The sequence below is a fragment of the Bradyrhizobium sp. 76 genome (assembly GCF_023073025.1).
GTDB lineage: Bacteria > Pseudomonadota > Alphaproteobacteria > Rhizobiales > Xanthobacteraceae > Bradyrhizobium.
The window spans coordinates 372,203-391,682 of record NZ_JADPIS010000059.1; the positions used below are offsets into that span (position 1 = coordinate 372,203).

Annotated in this window: 13 protein-coding genes; 3 read left to right on the forward strand and 10 right to left on the reverse strand. The window is 65.1% G+C overall.

Annotated features, from left to right (window positions below):
* Nucleotides 1-238: 238 nt before the first annotated feature.
* Nucleotides 239-2,512: a DUF1522 domain-containing protein gene (locus IVB48_RS14235; RefSeq protein ID WP_247400453.1), complete on the reverse strand. Its 2,274-nt coding sequence runs from the start codon at nucleotides 2,510-2,512 to the stop codon at nucleotides 239-241.
* 319 nt (nucleotides 2,513-2,831) lie between these two features.
* Here IVB48_RS14235 and flbT point away from each other — a divergent pair, with 319 nt between their 5' ends.
* On the forward strand, nucleotides 2,832-3,272 hold the full coding sequence (gene flbT / locus IVB48_RS14240) for a flagellar biosynthesis repressor FlbT (protein ID WP_027566886.1): 441 nt from the start codon (nucleotides 2,832-2,834) through the stop codon (nucleotides 3,270-3,272).
* Between the two features lie 102 nt (nucleotides 3,273-3,374).
* Here the strand turns inward: flbT and IVB48_RS14245 are convergent, their stop codons facing one another.
* The 9 genes from IVB48_RS14245 to IVB48_RS14285 form a co-directional block, all read right to left on the reverse strand.
* Nucleotides 3,375-4,871 (reverse strand): aspartate aminotransferase family protein, encoded by a 1,497-nt coding sequence (locus tag IVB48_RS14245; protein ID WP_247400454.1) that lies wholly within the window; start codon nucleotides 4,869-4,871, stop codon nucleotides 3,375-3,377.
* Nucleotides 4,868-6,121, reverse strand: a complete 1,254-nt coding sequence (locus IVB48_RS14250; RefSeq protein ID WP_247400455.1) for a hypothetical protein — start codon at nucleotides 6,119-6,121, stop codon at nucleotides 4,868-4,870. The genes IVB48_RS14245 and IVB48_RS14250 overlap by 4 nt, the downstream gene beginning before the upstream one ends.
* A gap of 1 nt (nucleotide 6,122) precedes the next feature.
* Entirely contained in the window at nucleotides 6,123-7,772 is a 1,650-nt protein-coding gene (locus IVB48_RS14255; RefSeq protein WP_247400457.1) for a hypothetical protein, read from the reverse strand.
* Nucleotides 7,762-8,544, reverse strand: coding sequence for a hypothetical protein (locus tag IVB48_RS14260; protein WP_027566882.1), 783 nt, complete (start codon nucleotides 8,542-8,544; stop codon nucleotides 7,762-7,764). Before IVB48_RS14260 ends, IVB48_RS14255 begins: the two co-directional genes overlap by 11 nt.
* Before the next feature lie 71 nt (nucleotides 8,545-8,615).
* Nucleotides 8,616-10,994 (reverse strand): flagellar hook associated protein, encoded by a 2,379-nt coding sequence (locus IVB48_RS14265; protein WP_247400459.1) that lies wholly within the window; start codon nucleotides 10,992-10,994, stop codon nucleotides 8,616-8,618.
* A 21-nt stretch (nucleotides 10,995-11,015) separates the two neighbouring features.
* Nucleotides 11,016-12,899, reverse strand: a complete 1,884-nt coding sequence (gene flgK, locus IVB48_RS14270; protein ID WP_247400461.1) for a flagellar hook-associated protein FlgK — start codon at nucleotides 12,897-12,899, stop codon at nucleotides 11,016-11,018.
* 35 nt (nucleotides 12,900-12,934) lie between these two features.
* Nucleotides 12,935-15,187: a flagellar hook-basal body complex protein gene (locus IVB48_RS14275; protein WP_027566879.1), complete on the reverse strand. Its 2,253-nt coding sequence runs from the start codon at nucleotides 15,185-15,187 to the stop codon at nucleotides 12,935-12,937.
* 177 nt (nucleotides 15,188-15,364) lie between these two features.
* Nucleotides 15,365-15,877, reverse strand: a complete 513-nt coding sequence (msrB, locus tag IVB48_RS14280; RefSeq protein ID WP_247400463.1) for a peptide-methionine (R)-S-oxide reductase MsrB — start codon at nucleotides 15,875-15,877, stop codon at nucleotides 15,365-15,367.
* 56 nt (nucleotides 15,878-15,933) lie between these two features.
* Nucleotides 15,934-17,457: an FAD-binding oxidoreductase gene (locus IVB48_RS14285; RefSeq protein ID WP_247400465.1), complete on the reverse strand. Its 1,524-nt coding sequence runs from the start codon at nucleotides 17,455-17,457 to the stop codon at nucleotides 15,934-15,936.
* Nucleotides 17,458-17,549: 92 nt separating this feature from the next.
* On the opposite strand from IVB48_RS14285, the gene IVB48_RS14290 reads away from it, so the two are divergent.
* Both IVB48_RS14290 and IVB48_RS14295 read left to right on the forward strand, forming a co-directional pair.
* Complete coding sequence (locus IVB48_RS14290; RefSeq protein WP_247287367.1) at nucleotides 17,550-18,083, forward strand: histidine phosphatase family protein; 534 nt, start codon at nucleotides 17,550-17,552, stop codon at nucleotides 18,081-18,083.
* A 69-nt stretch (nucleotides 18,084-18,152) separates the two neighbouring features.
* Nucleotides 18,153-18,578, forward strand: a complete 426-nt coding sequence (locus IVB48_RS14295) for a universal stress protein (RefSeq protein WP_007602088.1) — start codon at nucleotides 18,153-18,155, stop codon at nucleotides 18,576-18,578.
* Nucleotides 18,579-19,480: the final 902 nt, after the last annotated feature.

Below are 19,480 nucleotides of genomic sequence, written 5' to 3' on the forward strand. Positions count from 1 at the left end.
GGTGAAACGACGCGCGTCCGCATTAAGCGCGGGTTCGCCATAAGCGCGCGGAAGGCGTGGTCCCGGCCGGCAATCAGGTTGAAATCATTGGCATTTATCCACGCTTACTCTCCATTAACCATAACCGCTGGTTACTTTTCAGAGCGTCGCAAGGCTACTCGAATGACAGCTGACGCGCAAAAAAAGCGGCGGGGCCGAAGCCCCGCCGCCAGATCTTGCTTGCGATGTCGTCCGCTAGTTAGCGGAGCAGCTGCAGCACGCTCTGCTGCGACTGGTTGGCCAGCGACAGCGCGGAGACCGCGATCGACTGGCGGGTCGACAGCGCCTGGCTGTTGGCCGCCTCGACGTTGGTGTCGGCCAGGGTCAGGTTGGACGAACCGGTCTGCAGCACGTTGATCAGGTTCTTGTTGAAGTCCTGACGCACCTGCACGATCGTGAGGTTCGAACCAAGGCTCGACGCTTCCGAACGCAGCGTGCTCGACGCCGAGTTCAGGTTGGTCAGCACCTTGTTGGTGGCAGCGTTGTCGATGAAGTCGACACCGCTGGTCAGCGAGGCGAGGCCGAGACCCTTGGAGTTGTAGGTCACGCCGGTGATGCTCAGGTTCGACTTGCCGGTCTCGTCAAACACCAGCTTGAGCTGGTCGCCGTTCAAGAGGTTGACGCCGTTGAACGAGGAGTCCTGCGAGGTCGAGTCGATCTGCGCAAGGATGTTGTTGTACTGGCCGACCAGGTTCGAACGCGAGGTCTGGGCAACCGTGTCCTGGACGGGGCTGGAAGCCGTCGAGAACGTCAGGGACGAGGTCAGCGTGCCGCCGATCGCACCACCCGCGGCGCTCGAACCGATGGTCGAGGATGCGTAGTCGTTGGTGGTCGAGACCGTCAGTAGGCCGTTGGCGTCGATCGTCGCCGTCAGGTTGTTGGCCTGAAGCTTCGTGTTGAGCTGATCGAGCGTCTTGACCGTGCCGTTGGTACCGTCGCCGAAGGTGACGTTGACCGCCGTGCCGCCGTTGAAGGAGGAGAAGGTCAAGGTCTTGCCGGTGAGGCCGCCGACGCCGGAGGTGCGCGCGGCGGTGAAGGCGCTCGAGGTCCCGGTGTTGCCGGCAAAGCCAAGCGCGTTCAGCGCGTTGCCGGTGCCGGTGATCGACAGGTCGGCATTGACGCCGGTCGAGATCTTGAGCTGACCCGAGGCATTGATCGACGAGTTGGTCTGGCCGGCCGCAGTCGCAACCGTCGCGGTGCCGTTGGCATTGACCGTCGCGGTCTGCACGCCACTGGCAAGGTCGATCGCCTTGAGCACGTCGTTGATCGTGCCGGCCTGCAGATAGACCGTTGAGTTGCCATTGCCGTCGGTGAGGACGTTACCGCTCGTACCATAACCGCTCGGAACGCTCGGAGCACCGGTCGAGCCCGGGATCGGCGCGTTCTTGAAGGTAATGACGTGACCGTCGACATTCAGCGTCGAACCGTCCGCGATCGTCGCCCCCAGCGAGCCCGAGCTCGTGGTCCGGTTGACGTTGACGGTGGCGTTGCCGCCACCCACGGCCGTCGTCAGGCCGAGAGCTTTGAGCAGGTCAGCCTTGCCGGTGACGCTGAGATCCGCACCCGTCGAGCTCTTCAGCGTGACGGCGCCACCTGCGGCGGTCGAGACGGCAGCACCTGGCTGGCTGTTGCTCACGGCGATCGTCGCAGCACCCGCGGTGATGGATACGGTCTTGACGCCGCTTGCCAGATCGATCGCGGACAAGAGATCGTTGACGGTCGCGGTGGCGAGATAGACGGTGGTGTTGCCGCTGCCGTCGGTGACGAGGTTGCCGCTGACGCCCGAACCGCTCGGAACGGCGGTCGACGCCGGAGCCGCGCCGCTGCGGAACGTGATGGTCTTGCCGTTCACGGTCACCGTGTCGCCATCGGCAGGCTGGGCGTTGCCGGCCAGGCCGGTCGCGGTCGTGCCGTTGGTGGCGATCAGGGTGATGGCGCCGGTCAGGGCCGTGGTGCCGTCACCGGCCGTCGCGCCAGTGCTTGCAAAGGAGCCGATGGTGGCGCCGAGCGTCGTGGTGCCGGTCGCCGCCGTGGTACCGCCGGCCGCGCCGCTAAACACGACGTTGCTGCTTGCGGTCGCGCTGGCGAAGCTCGTGGTGCCGCGCAAATCGGCCGCCGTCGCACCCGCGATCGTGGCGGAGACGTTGGACTTGGTGGAGTAGCCGACGGTGGTCTGCAGCGCCTGGTTGGCGATCGACTTCGCAGAGTCGATCAGCTTCTGCAGCGAGGTGATGCCGGTGTTGGCGGCCTGCAGCACCTGCACGCCGTTGGCGATGCCGTCGAGCAGATTGTTGATGTCGCTGGCGCGGTTGTCGAGCGACTGTGCCGTGAAGAAGTTGGTGGGATTGTCCAGGGCCGAGTTGACGCTCTTGCCGGTCGACAGACGGTTCTGCGTGGTGGCGAGAAGATCAGCGGTGGACTGGAGGGAGAGCAGGTTCTGACGAACCGAGGAGGAGAGAACGATACCGGACATTGGGTGTTACCTTTCTGGTAAACGACGCTTACTGTTACGCGTCTGCATGGATCGAGTGACCCAGCGACCGGCGGACCGTGGGGCGGAGTCCTCTAACGAAACATGAAATGAAATCGGAGCTTTTGCTGAGTCGGCGCGCGATTCGGCCCATTTGCACACTGGCAACGCCACGCCGCCGGGCGATTTCAGCCTTGATATGATTGAGCTTTTCCACGGCATCGGCCGGGATTTACAACTCGTTAACTAGTCTTGATGGAGTATTGCGCTCTGATCCGCCGCAACACACGCTCGGTTACGAAAGCGTTGATGGAGAACAGGCATGGCCCTCAAGGTCGAGCTCAGACCGCACGAACGCATCATCGTCGGTAACTGCGTGATAACCAACACCGACCAGCGCGCCCGCCTTCTGATCGACGGCGACAACGTGCCGATCCTGCGCGAGCGCGACATCCTCACACCGGAGACCGCCGACTCGCCCGCCAAGCTCGTCTATCTGGCGGTCCAGCTCATGTACATCTCGCCGGATCCGCAGACCCAGCACGGCACCTATTTCAACCTGGTGCGCGACATCGTCACGGCGGTGCCGAGTTCCTGGCCGATCATCGAGGGCATCAACAACAACATCCTCAACGGCGACCTCTATCGCGCACTGAAGGATGCCCGCAAGCTGATCGCCTATGAGGAGAAGCTGCGCGGCCAGTTCGAGGCCACCCATCCCAAGGCCGAAGCGGACAAGGACGACGTCAGCACCGCCGCCTGATCCCACGCGTTCGCGCGGCCACGCTGCGCGAACGACCGGCCTGAAACGACAACGGCCCCGGATCGCCTCCGGGGCCGTTGTCGTTTCAGATATGCATCTGAGCTACTGTGCCGCGAGCGGCGGCGCCTCGACTTCGATCACTCCCCCGCTCCGGCGTCCGCCGAATTCCAGCACGGCCGCGACAAGCGCGTCGATGTCGGACTCGTCGGTACGGTGATTGACGATCGCGGCGCGGATCGCAAACCTGCCGTCCAGCGTCGTGCTCGAGGGCGCCGCGATACCGGACTCCTGGATGTCGGCGACGATCTCGCGATTGACCTCGTCGGCAGCGCGGTAACGGAAGCAGACGATGTTGAGATTGACCGGCGCCAGCAATTCCAGCCGCGGCTCAGCGAGAATGCGCGTCTCCAGATATTTCGCCAGCGCACAGCTTCGCGCGATCACCGCACCAAGCCGATCGGTGCCGAACGTCTTCAGCGTGAACCACGTCTTCAGCGCACGGAAGCCGCGCGACAGATCGGGACCGAGATCGCAGGGCCAGATCGCGCCGGCCGCAAGTCCCCTCGCCTCGCGGCGCAGATAGGCCGCGGGCTGCGCAAAGGCCTGCCGATGCTGCTCGCCGTCGCGCACCAGCAGGAAGCCGGCGTCATAAGGCACCTGTCCCCATTTGTGGAAGTCCAGCGCAATGGAATCAGCAAGCTCGATGCCGCCCAGCAGCGGCGCAAGTTCGGGCGACAAAATCGCGAGCGCACCGAAGGCGCCGTCGACGTGAAACCAGATTCCTTCCTCGCGGCACAGTTGCGCGATCGCCTCGAGATCGTCGACCGCGCCGATATCGACCGTACCGGCGGATGCGACGACCAGGAACGGTTTGAATCCGACCTCGCGATCGATCGCGATCTGCGCACGTAACGCGCCAACGTCCATGCGATGATCGGCATCGACGCCGATCTTGCGCAGCGCGTCGGTGCCGAGCCCGGCGATGTCCATCGCCCTCGAGACGCAGCCATGCGCGGCCTGCGACGTATAGGCGGTGAGAAGCGCACCGTCATTGCCGATGCCGTACTGCCGCGCCAGCGTGCCGAGCGCGCTCGTACGTGCCACCAGTACTGCCATCAGATTCGCCATCGACGTGCCCGTGACGAAGATGCCGCTCGCGCTTTCCGGGAAGGCGAACAGGCGGCGCATCCAGTCGACGACCTGGCGCTCGACCTCGATCGGCATATGGTCGCGGCCGCCGAGATTGGCGTTGAGGCCTGCCGCGAGCATTTCCGCGACCATGCCGACCGCGGTGCCGCCGCCGTGCACCCAGCCCATGAAACCGGGATGGACGTTCCCGGTCGCATAGGGCGCGACATGTTCGGAGAAGTCGCGATAGACGTCGGCGAGATCACTCGCCTCGCGTGGCACGTCGGCCTTGAATGCCGCACGGACGCCGTCGGGGATCGGCTGCCACACCGGATGCGCGCGTACGTTGGCGATGCCGTCGATCGTCTCGTCCAGCATGCGATGGGCGAGCGCGCGAAACTCGCTCCAGTCCTGCGGATCGAGCGAGGTGTGCGTGACGGAGCTTTGCGTGTTGCGGATGATCTCGTTCATGCTGCACTCTCCTCGCCCGCTCGCGCATGCCGCGACAACATCGCCGTGAATGCCGCAAAGATCTTGCGCATCTGCGGCGGCTTGTACGGAAACACGGCCGGCGGATCCATGTTGTGCACGACGGCGGTGTTGTCGGCTTCAAAGACCAGCAGCTCGCCGTTCTGGTTCTCGGCGCAATCGACGATGAAGTAGTCGAGGCCGACGCGCCTGCTCATCTCGTCGAGCGCGATTTTGTGGCGCGCCGCGAACGCATGATCGAAGTCGAGCATGAAGACGGCTTCCTCGGCCCGCTTCTCCTCGCTGAACGCCATGAAGGCGTTGAGATACCAGATGTCCCAGCGATCGGCGATCGCCATGTGACAGGCATAGGGTTTGCCGTCGACCATGGCGAGACGATATTTGCGGTAGAGTCCGTCGGAACTCGCATAGTCGACGAAGCGCGCAACGAAGAAGTCCTGCTCTTGCCGCTCGGCAAGATAAGCCGCGAGCGCCACCGCGTCGTCAAGCTTGGCAAGCCCGACGCCGGCATGCGTGCCGCGCGGCCGCACGATCATCGGAAAGCGCAGTTCGCCCGTGATCTCCTCGCAAACGATCTTGCCTTGCGAAAGCTCCGACAATTGCGCGCGCGTCGTGGGGGCGGTCACGGGAATATCGATACCGGGCACGCCCGCCAGCAGACGATACAGCTTGTCGCGGTCGAGATTGCCGATGAGATCGGGACGGTTGAGCAGCGGCCTCGGCCAGTGTGGCGCGGCCTTCTCGATCAGCGCGAGCGCCTCCCGGCACTCCTCGGAATCGGACGCGATCACGATGGCGACGTCGTGCTCGGGCAGAGTCTCCGGCAGGCCGATGCCCTTGACCACGTAGAGCGTCAACAGCTCGATGTCGGAGTCTTCAAGCAGGAAGTCGATCGGCGTGTTGCCACCCATGTCGATATCGGCGGCGAGCGCGAGCACGCGCAACCGGGGTTTTGCAGCAGCGCAAGGCGTACGAAACAATTGGTGGAAGGAGAGCACCTCGGTCTGGATCACCAGCCCGGCCTCCTTCTCGCCGAGAAGCTGGGCAATCAGCGAGAGATCGAGGCCTTCGCCGGCCTCCGCCGTCCCCTCCTCGATCCGCGCCAGCAGCCGCTCGCGCAACGGATGCAGGTCACCGCCCTCAAAGGCGCGGCGCGTCAACTGCGCAAAGCCGATGCGGTCGGCATGGTTCGGCGCGGTCACACCGCTCGGCGGGGAAACTGGAAGCTGCATCTCACACCTCGAACGCGGGCTTTATCGGCACGGCCGCGACCGCGCCACGATCAAGCAGCAGCTCGATCTTCACCAGCACATGTGCGATGCGATCGAGAACCTGCTGCACATTGCGTTGCGTCTGCATTGCATCCGGCGACCACGCCTCGGTCACCAATCGTGCGCCGACGCAGAGGCGCAACACGGCCTGCGGCGCGCTGTCCTGCCGCTCCAGTCGGACCGGCTGGCCGACGAGACAGCGCTGGGCGGCCACTTGCCGGTCCGCCGCGCTGCCGCTGATCTCCTCGGCCATGTCGCACGCCAGCGCCCGATGCACGGCGCTGGTCTCGGCGATCGAGACCGGCTTGCCGCCGCGCAGCAGCGTGAACGGAAAGATCGTGGCTTGTGCGAATTCCTCGTCGTCCGCGCCTGACTTCTCGATCCCGGTGGGAACGGCGCGAAGCGACGGCGACAACGCGATCATGCTGTCGATGCCGGCTGCAAGCTCGGCCAGCATCCGGGCGCGGAAAGCCCCGGGCACGGCGTAGTAGCTGCCGATCTCGGCCAGCGCCGCCTCCCAGCGCAGCCATTGACCGAAATTCGGCCGGCGCTCGAAGCGCGAGCGTAGCGTCGTCCACGCCACCGGCCAGTCGCAGCGGCCGGCATAATCGAAGATGCCAGGCGCGATCGCGCCCATCCGGTCGATCGACCGCGACAGGCCTTTCGGCAGCAGCAGCGCACCGCTGAAGGCGGGTCCGCCGAAGAATTTCGAACCGGTGATCAGCACCATGTAACCGCGGTCGAGATAGGCGCGCAGCCGCCGGCGGCCGAGCCGCGCCTGACAAGCATCGACGACGAATTGAACCTTGCGCGGCCAGCGCCGCGCGATCTCATCGAGACAGGCCTCGCTTGGAGCGCGCCAACCGAGTTTTGACGAATCCATGATCTGCAACAAAACGCGGCGGCCTTGCGCGAGGCTGGTCTCGACAGCGCGCAGCACGGCGGCATCGGCATCGGTGCGCATCGCAATGCCGGCCGCCATGTCGATCAGCGGCACAGCAATGCTGTCGCCGGCGAGCCCCGTCACCGCGCCGTCCTTGCGCACGGCCATGCCGCCTGCGGTCATCGTGCTGAAATGGTGGCCGCGTGCAGTATGCGGCGTTCCGCTTCCGGTCTGGTCGGCGCCGACCACGATCGTCACCGGCGCCGCGCCGAGCACTGCGCGCGCCACGAACAGGGCGTGAAGCTGGGAGTCCGTGCCGGACGGCGAGAACACGACGTCGATGCGCGACGAGAGCGCAAGGTGGCCGCGCAGCTCCTCGCGCATGTCCTCGCAGCGGGCGTCGAAGGCGATTTCGACCTCGTCGAACAGGCACTTGTGCATCAGCTCTTCGCGCGCCAGCGCGGCACGGTCGTAGGCCATCTGCGAGATCGTCGACGCGGTCGCGGAGGCGAAATTCCAGAGCTCCGGCTCCGGCGAAGCCGCGCAGCCATAGGCGTTGACACGGTCGTTCGGATCGAGCGCCAGCCGCGGGTCTCCGCCGGAGGCGAGCAGCGTATCCAGCGGTGTGAAGAGATCGCGCAGGCGATAGCGCGAGCCGCCGTCGGACGCGCGCTCGCTGGCTGACAGACGGGATGCGCCGGCGCTCATCCCGAAAGGCTCACGCCGCATCGGCCGCCGCCGCGGGCGCCGGTGCGAATTGCGAGGTGATGTCACCGTGGAACACCGACGGTCCGACGTGATCGAGCGAGCTCTGGATGTCGGCCCAGATCTCGCCGCCGATGTCGGTCCAGCGCTTGCAGAAGGCGAAGTCCTCGGACAGATAGGTGCCGGTCGCCGCATCGATCATGCATTCGAACAAGGCAAACCGGTTCTGGCTCGCCGCCAGCGTATCGTGCGAATGCTCGCGGAAGAATTGCAAGGCCGCGTAGTCCGGATGGCGGCACATCGCCTCGAGCACGGAGCGCCGGATCATCAGGAAGCCGGTGCCGGCGTAGCGCACACGGGTGAATCCGTTCACCACCACGATGCGGTCGGGGTCCTCGATCTCGAGCACGTAGTCGAGCGATGCGGCCGGCACGTCGGCGCGGCCGGACTGGATCGCCCGCGCGGCCTTGTCCCAGTTGATCCGCTTGATCGGATAGCAGCCGGCGACGACGTCCGCGCCGCACTCGATCAGCCGGAACACCTGCTCCGGCTTGAAGCCGATGTCGGCATCGATGAACAGGAAATGCGTCGCTTCGGGATCGTCCAGGAACATCGCGGCCAAATTGGCCCGCGCGCGCGTGATCAGCGCATCGCCGTCGCGCAGCAGCACCTTGAGCTCGAGATTGGCCATGCCGTGCACGGCGCGCTGGAGCGCGAAGATCGAGCTCGCATAGATGCTCGTCACCTGCCCGCCGAAACATGGCGTGGCCACCACCAGTTTCATCTTCTCCGACATCGTCAGCTCCGCCCCGCTGCAATCCTCACCAAGAGGTAAAGAGGCATGGTTAACGGCGCCTTAACACCCGCTTACAGGAACTTGACGAGCGAGAGCTGCGCGAGGTTCGAGGTCACCTGGTAGGACGCCTGGAGTGCATTCTGGAGCGACAGGATCTCGCTCGCAACTTGGTCCGGCGGCGCCGATTCCGCCTGGTCGATGATAGTCTGGAGCTGCGCCTTGGCCTGGGTCTGGCGCGTACCCGCGTCCTTCATGGTGTTCTGGGCCATCGCGATGTCGGTCTGGATGTCCTCGATGCGCTGCTGGCCGGGCTGCTTGGTCAGGGCCTGCGTCACCCGCAGGCTCAGTGCGGCGACCTGCCCGCCCGAATACTGCCCGGTCGGCGAGGTCGAGAACGTCCCGAACACGGCGACTGCCTGCAGCTCCTTGCGGATCGCTTCCTCGTTCGCCTGCGCGCCATACTGCACCGTGACGGAATCGTCGACCCGGGCCATCGCGGTGGAGCGCGGCGAGCCGGGGCCGTCATTGCCCAGGTACCATTGCACGGTGGTGGCCGAGCCGTTCACCAGCGTCGTCGCCGAGCCGAGGGGCGAAGAGCCGACGCGCAGCGGAGCCTTTGCCGCCGTGACCGGAGAGGTCGTGAAGCCGAGCGCCGCGAACGCCGTGCTGTTCGAGCTCGTGATGTTGAGGCTCCCGGGATCGTCCGTGTTGATCGTGATCACGCCGCCATGGATGGTCGACGGCTTCGTGGTGCCGGTGATCTGATCGATCTTGCCAAGCAGAGTTGTGATGTTGTCGGTGATGTTGATCTGGTTTGGGCCGCTGGCGCCCGAGGCGACAAAAGTCAGCGTCTGACCGTTCACCGTGATCGTATCGGGATTAACGGCAGGCGGACCCGCCGACCCCGCCTGGAACGCCGCTGAGAGGACTTCCGGGCCGCCCGTGGTCGCAGTGCCGCTCAGCACAGTTGAACCGGTGATCTGAGGCGTCGACGCCACGCTGCCGCGCGTCACGCTGCTGAGACCGAGCGCCGTGGCCGCCGCGCCGCCGGTGACCGCCACGTCCGTGCCGGTGCCGGTCGCGATCTGGATATTGCCGCCGGCGCTCAGAGTCACGTTGGCGGCGGGGATGCCGGCGGCAGTCGCGATTGCATTCAAGATATCAGACACCTTCGCGGCGCTGCCCGAAGCCAATCCGATCGTGGTATTGCCGCTAGCCGTCGTGACAGTGGTGACGTTAGGGTCGAAGGTAATGGTATGGGCGCCGCTCGCGCCGGTGATGGTCAGGGTGGTACCGGTCGGAGCGTTGGCGAGCGCGTTGAGAATGGTCCCGTTGAGATGGGGTGTCGCCGAAGAATCGAGCGACGTGGTCGTAGACGCAATCGCCAATGCGCTGTCCTGCAACGCGACCGAGCCCGTCCCGGTCGTCGAGGTATAGGAGCGCAGATTGCCGGTGGCCGCCACATTCGCGGTGGCTGATCCCGCCGTATTGAAGAAATTGTCGCCGGCGGTGACGGCGGAGGCCGCCACCAGCGAGGTGCCGGCGAGCTTCTTGATCGCGGTGTTCAGCGCGGTGTTGAGGTTCGTCGCCGTGTTGTTCGGGTTGACCGGGACGCTTGCATCGATGGCAAAGCTGCCGACAGGCGTCGGCGTCGCGGTGGACGCCGTCAGGTCAATCTGCTCGGTCGAGCCATCGGGCAGCGTGAACTGCACGCTGAGCTTGTCGCCATTTTTCGGATTGACGCCGTTGAGGTCGACCGAGAACGACACCGGCGAGCCGCTCGGGCCGGTGACCGTCGCGCCGGTCAGCGTCGAGGAGACTGCAGCGATCTTCAGGCCGAATGGCGATACGGCCGCGTCCTCCGACACCATGACAGAGCTCGGCGTCGGCTGTGGCGTCGCCAGCACCAGCCGGCCCATGCCGTTGGCGCCGAGGTCGGCGGCCTGGCGCTCCGCCATGACGGTCTTGAAGCCCGCCTGCGTCGTGGTGCCGTTGATGATGTCGCCGGCATTCGCGACCGACGGCGTGTTGAAGGCGGTGCCGGAGAACAGATAGCGGTTGCCGGACTGCGTGTTGAGAACGCCGACCATCGAGCCGAATTGCGCGGCTGCGGTGTTCTGCGCAACCGTCTGGCCGTTGACGTTGAGATCCTGCGCGGTGTTGGCCGAGCCCGTCTGCACCGTGTTGCGGATCGTGGTCAGCGACTGCAACGCGGTATTGGCGAGGTTGATGCTGACGTTGACGTTGGTCATCGTGTCGGTATAGGCGGCGATGTTGGAGAGCTGCGCGCGCCCGGCGATCGCAAAGCCCTCGTTGGTGCCCATGCCGGAATAGTTCTGCGACAGCTTGCCGGTCGAGAGCTGCGTCGACAGGTCGGTGAGCTGCTGGTTGATGTTGCGGATCTGCGAGCCGAGAACCGACGAGGAGTAGTTGATGCTGCTGATCGACATGTTTCAGAGCCCTGTTACTTGTTACACTTGAGCCTGGAGCAGCGTATTCATCATGCTCTGCACCACCGACATGACATGAGCGTTGGCGGCATAGGCATTCTGGAGCTGGATCAGGTTCGACATCTCCGAGTCCAGGTTGACGCTGGCGGTCGAGTTGAACTTGGCCTGCAGCGTCGAGACCACGACGCTCTGGCCCTGCTGGAGCTGGGTCGCCTGGGTCGCGGCATTGCCCTGAACGCTCAGGAACTGCTGGAGGTAGTTCGAGACGCTGCCGGTGAAGGGCTGGCTCGCCGAGCCCAGACCGGATTGCGGCGAATAGGAGAACACCGCCGAGGTGAGCTGCGAATAGAGATAGTCCGAGCGCGCGGTGTCGCCGGTGGGCGTCACCGGCGAGGTGTTGTAGATCGACAGCCTGGTCGGATCGGTCGCGAGCTGCGTGTTCACGGCGATGCGCCCGGCAAGGCCAGTCATCTGCGAACCCGATGCCGTGATCGCGCCGGTGTAGAGCGCCTGGCCGCCATCGGTGAACAGCGGCAGTTGCGGATTGCCCGAGGTCAGCGACGAGATCGTCTTGGTGATCGAGGCCGAATTGACCTTGGCGAGGCCGCTGTTGTCGTCCGTCACCCGCAATGTGGTGGCCGTCGCCGGCGACGGGGCGGCGGCGAACGACAGATGCGAGCCGGAAAGTGCGGTGTTGAGCGCCGAGGCGATCGCGCTCATGCCGCCGGAGAAGTTCACCCCGATCTGCATCGGATTGGCGTTGGTGGAGTTCTGCAGCGGCAGCGCCGCCGGATCAGTCACGTTGACCAGCGTGACCTGTCGCTTCGTGTTGGTGGTCGTTTCGGTGTAGCTGAAGTTGACGCTGTTGCCCGGCGCCGCCCCGGCAAGGTCGAGATCGAAGCCGGCCGGCGGGCCGGTGACCGTGCTGCCGGCCGTGGTCTTGTCCGACAACGCGCTCGACATCGTTGCGGCGAACTGGTCGATCTGGTTCTGCGCCTGCACCAGCGTCTGGTCGCGCAGCTTCAGATCGGCCGCGATCTGGCCCGAAGACACCACGTTGTTGGCGATGACGTCGACCGAGGATCCGTTCGGGAGCTTGATGTTGAACGCCCCGACGCCGGATTTGGCCGGATCGATATTGTAGAGCGAAGTCGCCGACAGCGCACCGGCGGACGCAAAGGTGAATTGCGAGGCCAGCCCGGCGCCGACCAGCTGGATGCCGGTGGTGGTGTAGATGTTGGCCTGATTGGACCCGTCGACGGTGACGTGGACGTCGACATATTTCGACAGCGTGTTGATGGCCTGGTCGCGCTGGTCCATCAGCGTCGCAGCCGAGGGGTCGTGTTCCGACAGGCCCTGGAGCCGGGAGTTGATGTCGGCGACTTGCTGCATCGCCGCGTTGGCCTGCTGCGCCGAGGTGCTGAGATCCTGCTCGACGTTGGAGCGCAGCGACTGGATGCCCTTGGTGGTGAGGTTGAGCTGCTGCGCCAGCGTCTGCGCGGCGCCGAGCGCAACCGTTTGCGCCGACGACGAGCCCGCGTTGGTCGACAGCGCCTGCAGCGCCGTGGTGAAACTGTTCAGCGCGGTTTCGAGCGTACCGCTGTTGCCGGGCGTGCCATAGACATTCTGAAGCTGCTTCAGAATGTTGGCCATCTGGTCGGCGTAGCCGCCGCCGCCGGTCTCGGTGCGCAGCTGCTTCTGCACATAGGTGTCGAGCTCGCGGCTGACGCCGGTCGTCGTCACCGTCGAGCCGAAGTCGCCGGTGGTGACCTCGATCTGGTTCGGCGTCTGGACGACGTAACCCGGCGTCTGCGAGTTGGCGACGTTCGAGGAAACGATCGAGAGCGCAGCCTGATTGGCACGCAGACCGCTCATCGCACTGGCGAGGGCTGAACTCAAACCCATGTTGACTTGCCGCCTTTGGTTACGTCACGCCCCAATCAGCGCAACACGTTCAAGAGGTCCTGCACCATCGTATTCGCCGTCGTGATCACCTTGGTGTTGGCCGAATAGGCCTGCTGGGTCACGATCAGCTTGGTGAATTCGTCGGCGATGTCGGTGTTCGAGCCTTCCAGCGACGAGCCGCTGATCGAACCGGAAGCGCCATCGATCGCGGCGCCTGACTGTTCGGTCGCTGAGTAAGCGCCGCCATCCTGCGCCTTCAGGTAGTTGGTGCCGTTGAAGTGCGACAACGAGACCTGTGCGAGGTCGAGGTTCTGGCCGTTGGAGAAAGTCCCGACCACGAGGCCGTTGTTGTTGACGGCGACCGAGCGAAGCTGACCGGCGGCATAGCCGTTCTGGGTGATGGTGTTGATGGTGACCGCGCCGCTGGTGCTGGCATATTGCGTCAGTCCGCCCGAGGAGATGTTGAAAGAGACCGAGCCCAGCGATTGACCGCTGACGCTGACGTTGTTGATGGTGATACCCGAGCCGCTCGGCGAGGTCAGCGAGCCGTCGGCGGCAAAGGTGAAGGCCTGGCCGGTATTGACCCAGCCGACGGTCGTGCCGGTCGCATTCGGGTCGGTCTGGTAGAACATGTTCCAGCTATCGGCATGGCCCGCGCCCAGCGAGGCGCTGTCGGTCTTGGCCCAGCGCAATTGCAGGTTCACCGGCGTGCCGGCCGCGTTGTAGGCGGTCACCGCGCCACCGCTGATCGATTCCTTGGTGAAGGTGGCGATGTCATTGCCGATCACACCGCCGGTACCGGCAACGCCACCACCGTCACGATTCTTGGTAATGGTCGAGGTGAAGCCGAGCGCGGCGAAGGCTGCGCTGTTGGAGCTCGCCACCGACAGGTTGGAAGCTGTGCCGGTGTTCAGCGTGATCACGCCGCCACTGCTGACCGACGACCCCGTTGCACCGGAGAGCGCGTCGATTTTGCCGAGCAGCATCGTGATGTTGTCGGTGACGTTGATTTGGTTCGGGCCTGACGCGCCGGCGGCCATGAAGGTCAGCGGCTGACCATTGACCGTGATGACGTCGCCGGCGGAGAAGCCCGATGTGATCACCTCGGCGCCGCCGGCCGCCGCCGCGCCGCTCAGCACCGTGGCGCCCGAGATTGCTGGGGAGGACAGCACGTTGCCGCCGCGCGTTACGCTGCTGATCCCGAGCGCCGTGGCCGCCTGGCCGCTACCAACCGGTACGTCGGTGCTGGTGCCGCTGGAGATCACGATGTTGCCGCTGGGGTTGAGCGATGCGGTAACGCCGGCGCCGCCGGCCAACTGGATGGCGGAGATGATGCTGGCCACCGTGGCCGTCGTGCCCGCGCCGAGACCGATCGTGGTGTTGCTGCCGGCCGTCACGACAGTGGTGCCGCCGTTGAACGTGATCGTGTTGCCGTTGACGGTCAGCACCTGGCCGCTGAGCGCGGTGAGGGTGGTGGAGGCGAGATGCGTACCCAGGGCGTTGTCGAGCGAAGTTGTGGTCGATGCGACCGCCGCAGAGTTGTTCTGGAGCGCCGCTGTGCCGGTCGCCGTGGTCGACGAGTATGGTGAGCGAATATTACCGGTCGCGGCAGCGCCGGACGTTGTGGCGTTTGCATACGGCGGAGGCGGCGTGCCGACCGGCAGCGGGTTGGCCGCGAAGTCCGAAGGGTTCAGTCCGCCGGCCGCCAGCAACGTCTTGGTCGCCGCCGTCGTGCTCGCCACGGTGTTCGGCTGGGTCGGCAGGTTGGCCGCGTACTGGATCGATGTGGTCGCCTGCGCCGGGATGAAGTTGTTCTGGAATTTCAGGACTGTCGCAACGTTGCCTTGCGGGTTGCCGGTCTTCGGGTCGACCGTGACGCCCATCAGGTAATAGCCGGCGCCGTTGACCAGATTGCCGTTGGCATTGAGCTGGAAGTCGCCACGCCGCGTGTAATAGGTGACGCCGCTGAACACCGGCGCGTTGTCGACCACGCCCGTCGCCTTCTGAATCGAGAAGAAGCCGTCACCGGTGATCGCCATGTTGGTGGCGACGCTGGAGCCCGAGATCGTACCCTGCGTGGTGATGGTGGCCTTGGCGTTGGCGGTCACGCCGCCCGCGACCTGCTTGCTCGGGACCGATGAATCGGGAATGAGATCGACGAAGCTGGTGCCGATGCCCTTGTAAGCGGTGGTGGATGAGTTCGCGATGTTGCCGGAAATGTTCTGCAGCGCGTAGGACTGCGCCTGCAGGCCACCCACCGAGGTGTTCATTGCATCGAAGATACCCATAACTTTGTCTCCAGATCCGATCTCGGCGGCCGGTCGACCATGGCCGCAGTCGGAGGAGACTGTCGCAAGGGCTATGCCAATGCGGGTACTTTCACGAAATCAATGACTTAATGAAAAAGCCCCGGTCGGACGACCGGGGCACAATTGCCGGGACCGGCAACAATTGCCGGACGAAACCTAGGTTGCGGACGCCGCCGCGGGATGGAAGACCAGCCCGAAACCGTCGATGCAGTAGCGCAATCCGGTCGGCTTCGGACCGTCGTCGAAGACGTGGCCGAGATGGCCGCCGCAGCGCCGGCAATGCACCTCGGTGCGGAGCATGCCGTAGGTCCGGTCCTCGGTCTTGCCGACATTGCCCTCGATCGGCTGGTAGAAGCTCGGCCAGCCCGTGCCGCTCTCGAATTTGGTGTCGGAGGCGAACAGCGGCAGGTCGCAGCCGGCGCAGGCGAAGATGCCCTTGCGGTGCTCCTTGAGCAGCGGGCTGGAGCCCGGCCGCTCGGTGCCCTCCTTGCGCAGGATCTCATATTGCTGCGGGGTGAGGTGGGCACGCCATTCGGCGTCCGTTTTCTCGATCTCGAATTTTTGCGCGGCTTTCTCTCCAGCCTCCGCGGGCGATGCTCTGAGCCAGCGGAAGGCCGCAAGGCCGAACAGGCCGGCGACGGTCGTCAACAGGATGCGGCGGTCAAACATCTCATTCTCCATGCGGGAGCGTCTACGCCCTGAGATACGGGCTCTCACGGCAGACGTTACACTTCCGGGCGGGATTTTTCTCGGGTCTCTTGCGGGACGCTGTCGTCGCGCGAGACCGGTTCCGGGGCTGGTTCCGAGGCTGGTTCCGAGGCTGGTTCAATGGCTTCTGCCGCAGTTTTCGGCGGCTGGGTAAGCCGCGGCCTGACGCCAGAGGGAGGCCGGCGCGGACCGGTGCCGGCGGCCCGGTTGGCTTCGGCGAGGCGTGTCTCGCGTTCTCTGTCCTTGACCCTGGCACGTTCACGATAGCGGGCAAGCGAGCCTGCGGCAGCGGAACTCGCCCTACCCCAGATTCCGACCAGTTGGCCGGCAACCCGCCCCGTCGTTCCCCCCGCCCAGACCAGCTCGAACGGTGAGAACAGCTTCCAGCGCTCGTCGCCCCACAGGATGCTGCGCGCGATCATCTGCCCGGCCATGGCCGAGGTGTTCATGCCCTGGCGGCCGAACCCGCTGGCCACCCACAGGCCTTTGCGCAACTGGCCGATCTGCGGCATGCCATGCACGGTCTGGCCGGTGGCGCCGCCGAAGGTCTCGGTGATTTCGACATTGCCGAGTTGGGGGAAGATGGACCGGATCCGCCGCTTGACGGCGCCCGCAAAGCGTTGTGGTCGCGCCGCCCAGGTGGTCTCCGGGCTCTCCCACATCAGGCGGTCGCCATCGACGATCCGGAAATGATCGACGCCGTCGGAATCCATCACCGATCCCTTGAAGGCGATGATCTCGTGCACGCGCTCGCCGAGCGGCGCGGTGATGCCGGCATAGCGCCAGACCGGCAGCAGCGTCTCCGACAGGCGCCGCAACGGCGCACCGAGATGGATGTTGCCGGCGAGCACGATATGGGTGGCGCGCAGCCGCGCCGAGGGCGTGACGATGCGCTTGCGGATGCCGGAATGATCGATGCTGACGACCGGCGTATCCTCGAAGATGCGCGCCCCCGCCCGCCGCGCCAGCGCCGCGAGGCCGTGCACATATTTGCGCCCGTCGACCTGGAACGCCTTCGGATAATACACGCCATGGAAGTAGTGATCGGTCTTGAGCACCTCGCGGACGCGATCGACCTGCCAGCCCTCGGCCTCGGTGTCGAAATCCTCGTTCAGCATTTGCAAGCGGCTGATCAGCCGGTCGCCGGCATCGACGTTGGAGACCTCGAGCACGCCGGCGGTCGGGCCGATCCCCGGCATGTTCTCTTCCGTGGCGTTGGCCCGGACGAACTCGGCGCCCGCTTTCGACAGCGTCCACAATTCCCGCGCGTCCTCGAATCCGATCCGCTCGATCAGCTCGGCTAGCGGCAGCGCGAAGCCCGGCATCACGGTGCCGAGTTGATTGCCGGAAGCGTTCCAGCCGATGTGGCGGCCCTCGAGCACCGCGACGCTGGCCCCCAGCCGGGCCGCCTCGAGCGCAATGGAGAGCCCTGCAAGCCCGGCCCCGATGACGCAAATGTCCGCATCGAGGTCGAACGACAGCCGCGCACGGTCGCGAAAGCCGGCTTCTTCCTGGGACACGCTTGTGAAAGTCTCGCTCATGTCGTTTCTTAAAGGACTGAGCGGCCGCTTGTCACCTTGTCCTCGACCAGCGCCTGTAGATTATCCTGGTCGTGTAACGATTCGAGAATGCCATGCGCCGTTTGCTGCTGCTGCGTCACGCCAAGACCGAGACCGACGCGCCGAGCGGCCGTGACCAGGACCGCCGGCTCGACGACCGCGGCCACAAGGATGCCGCCGAGATCGGCGACTGGATGGCCTCCCATCCCCCCTTTCCCGAGGCCGTGCTGGTATCGCATGCGGTCCGGGCCCGGCAGACCTGGGACATCGCCTGGGAGACCATGAAGGACCGCGTCGCCGCGCCGCAGGTCGAGATCCTGCCGGAACTCTACGCCGCCGATCCCGCCCAGATCCTGGAATCCATTCGCACTGCAACCGTCCCGGCCGACCCGAAGCAGTTGCTGGTGGTCGGCCACAATCCGGGCATGCACGAGATCGCCCTGATGCTGACGGGCGGCGGCGATCCCGCCGCCGCCAAGGCGCTCGCCGACAACCTGCCCACGTCGGGGCTTGCGATCTTCGACTTTGACGTCAAGGATTGGGGTGACGTGGCTTACCGCCGCGGCAAGCTGGTGCTGTTCGTCAGTCCGAGGTTGCTTCGAAGTTAAGGCTGCTTCGATCGGGTTGATCGCGCGACGTGCTGGCAAGACGTCCTGACTGGAAGATTTGGAGCGCAGATGTTCAAGTCCATCCTCGTGCCCATCGACCTCGCCGACACCGACCTCGCCAAGCCGGCGATCGCGACCGCGGCAACGCTGTCGCAGACCTGGAGCGGCGTGGTGCGCCTGCTCAACGTGCTGCCGATGACGCCGGTGATGCTGGCCGAATACGTGCCGGCCGATTTCGACGAACAGCAGCGCCAGACCTCGGAAGAAGCCCTCGCCATCGTCGCACGCGAGTCCGGCATCGAGCCTTCCCGCATCTCCAGCGTGGTGCGCCAGGGCGGCATCTATCACGAGATCCTGGAGGAAGCCGTGCACATGAAGGCCGAGCTGATCGTGATGACCTCGCACCGGCCGGCGATGCGCACCTATTTCCTCGGCTCCAATGCCGGGCACGTGGTGCGTTATGCGAAGTGCTCGGTGCTGGTGGTCAGGCACTGAGGGTTGCGGCGAAACTCAGCAGTGCAAGCTGCCAGGTCGTAGCCCGGGTGAGCGAAGCAATACCCGGGCTAGCTCGTGTCACGATTCCCGGATGTCGCTTCGCTCATCCGGGCGACAAGCCCTTGCATTGCCTGACAGGCAAAACACCCAAGCAGCGGGTCAAGACCTGCCACGAAAAATATTCCACTTTACCGAAATTCGGAAATCACGTATGTGTCGCGGCAACCCGGCCCAAGGAAGAGGGGCGTATCGCGATCGTCACGAACGCGGGCCGGACGGCGGCGGACGCTGGGCCACACCGGCGCGAAGGGCTTCGCAGGGCGGGCAACCGTGAGCGAAGGCGTCGCGCACACGACCGGTGCGGTCTGCGTACGGCAAAACCGTGTCGTCCTGACGCCCCGGGGTCTGTGCGTCAAGTCTTGTGGTGATGTGGCGGCCCGACCGGGCGCGCGCATCAGTCATCCATGAGGCGACGGGGGCAATAGTGCATCGCTCCCCGGGGAGAGCACGGGCATAAGCCGTAAAACCGCTGCGCAGGGAAGGCCGGACGTTTTGGCTTCACCTGTATGCCGCTGTGCAGATTTTCTTACTGCAACTTCGCACAGTGGACCGCGGGTGCCAGCCGGCGCCCGGTCTTCCCTGCGCCCTCTTTCTCAAGAGGGCAAGGCGATGAAGAGCAAAGCTCGGGCGAAAACAAGCCGCGAGGATGCGAAGGTGTGTCTACGAAGAAAGCGCGAGCCGAAGGAGCGACAGTGCTACCCAGAAACGCCGTCATTGCGAGCGCAGCGAAACAATCCAGAGTCTTTCCGCGGTGGGATTCTGGATTGCTTCGCTGCGCTCGCAATGACGATGTTGAAGCAGGTGTGCCCGAAAACTCGGTCTCGTGCCCCGGACGCAGCGTA

Excerpts from the sequence above, each read along its gene's own strand:
- IVB48_RS14235 (WP_247400453.1), bottom strand. The coding sequence starts at position 2,512 with ATGTCCGGTATCGTTCTCTCCTCCTCGGTTCGTCAGAACCTGCTCTCC.
- flbT (WP_027566886.1), top strand. The coding sequence starts at position 2,832 with ATGGCCCTCAAGGTCGAGCTCAGACCGCACGAACGCATCATCGTCGGT.
- IVB48_RS14245 (WP_247400454.1), bottom strand. The coding sequence starts at position 4,871 with ATGAACGAGATCATCCGCAACACGCAAAGCTCCGTCACGCACACCTCG.
- IVB48_RS14250 (WP_247400455.1), bottom strand. The coding sequence starts at position 6,121 with ATGCAGCTTCCAGTTTCCCCGCCGAGCGGTGTGACCGCGCCGAACCAT.
- IVB48_RS14255 (WP_247400457.1), bottom strand. The coding sequence starts at position 7,772 with ATGCGGCGTGAGCCTTTCGGGATGAGCGCCGGCGCATCCCGTCTGTCA.
- IVB48_RS14260 (WP_027566882.1), bottom strand. The coding sequence starts at position 8,544 with ATGTCGGAGAAGATGAAACTGGTGGTGGCCACGCCATGTTTCGGCGGG.
- IVB48_RS14265 (WP_247400459.1), bottom strand. The coding sequence starts at position 10,994 with ATGTCGATCAGCAGCATCAACTACTCCTCGTCGGTTCTCGGCTCGCAG.
- flgK (WP_247400461.1), bottom strand. The coding sequence starts at position 12,899 with ATGGGTTTGAGTTCAGCCCTCGCCAGTGCGATGAGCGGTCTGCGTGCC.
- IVB48_RS14275 (WP_027566879.1), bottom strand. The coding sequence starts at position 15,187 with ATGGGTATCTTCGATGCAATGAACACCTCGGTGGGTGGCCTGCAGGCG.
- msrB (WP_247400463.1), bottom strand. The coding sequence starts at position 15,877 with ATGTTTGACCGCCGCATCCTGTTGACGACCGTCGCCGGCCTGTTCGGC.
- IVB48_RS14285 (WP_247400465.1), bottom strand. The coding sequence starts at position 17,457 with ATGAGCGAGACTTTCACAAGCGTGTCCCAGGAAGAAGCCGGCTTTCGC.
- IVB48_RS14290 (WP_247287367.1), top strand. The coding sequence starts at position 17,550 with ATGCGCCGTTTGCTGCTGCTGCGTCACGCCAAGACCGAGACCGACGCG.
- IVB48_RS14295 (WP_007602088.1), top strand. The coding sequence starts at position 18,153 with ATGTTCAAGTCCATCCTCGTGCCCATCGACCTCGCCGACACCGACCTC.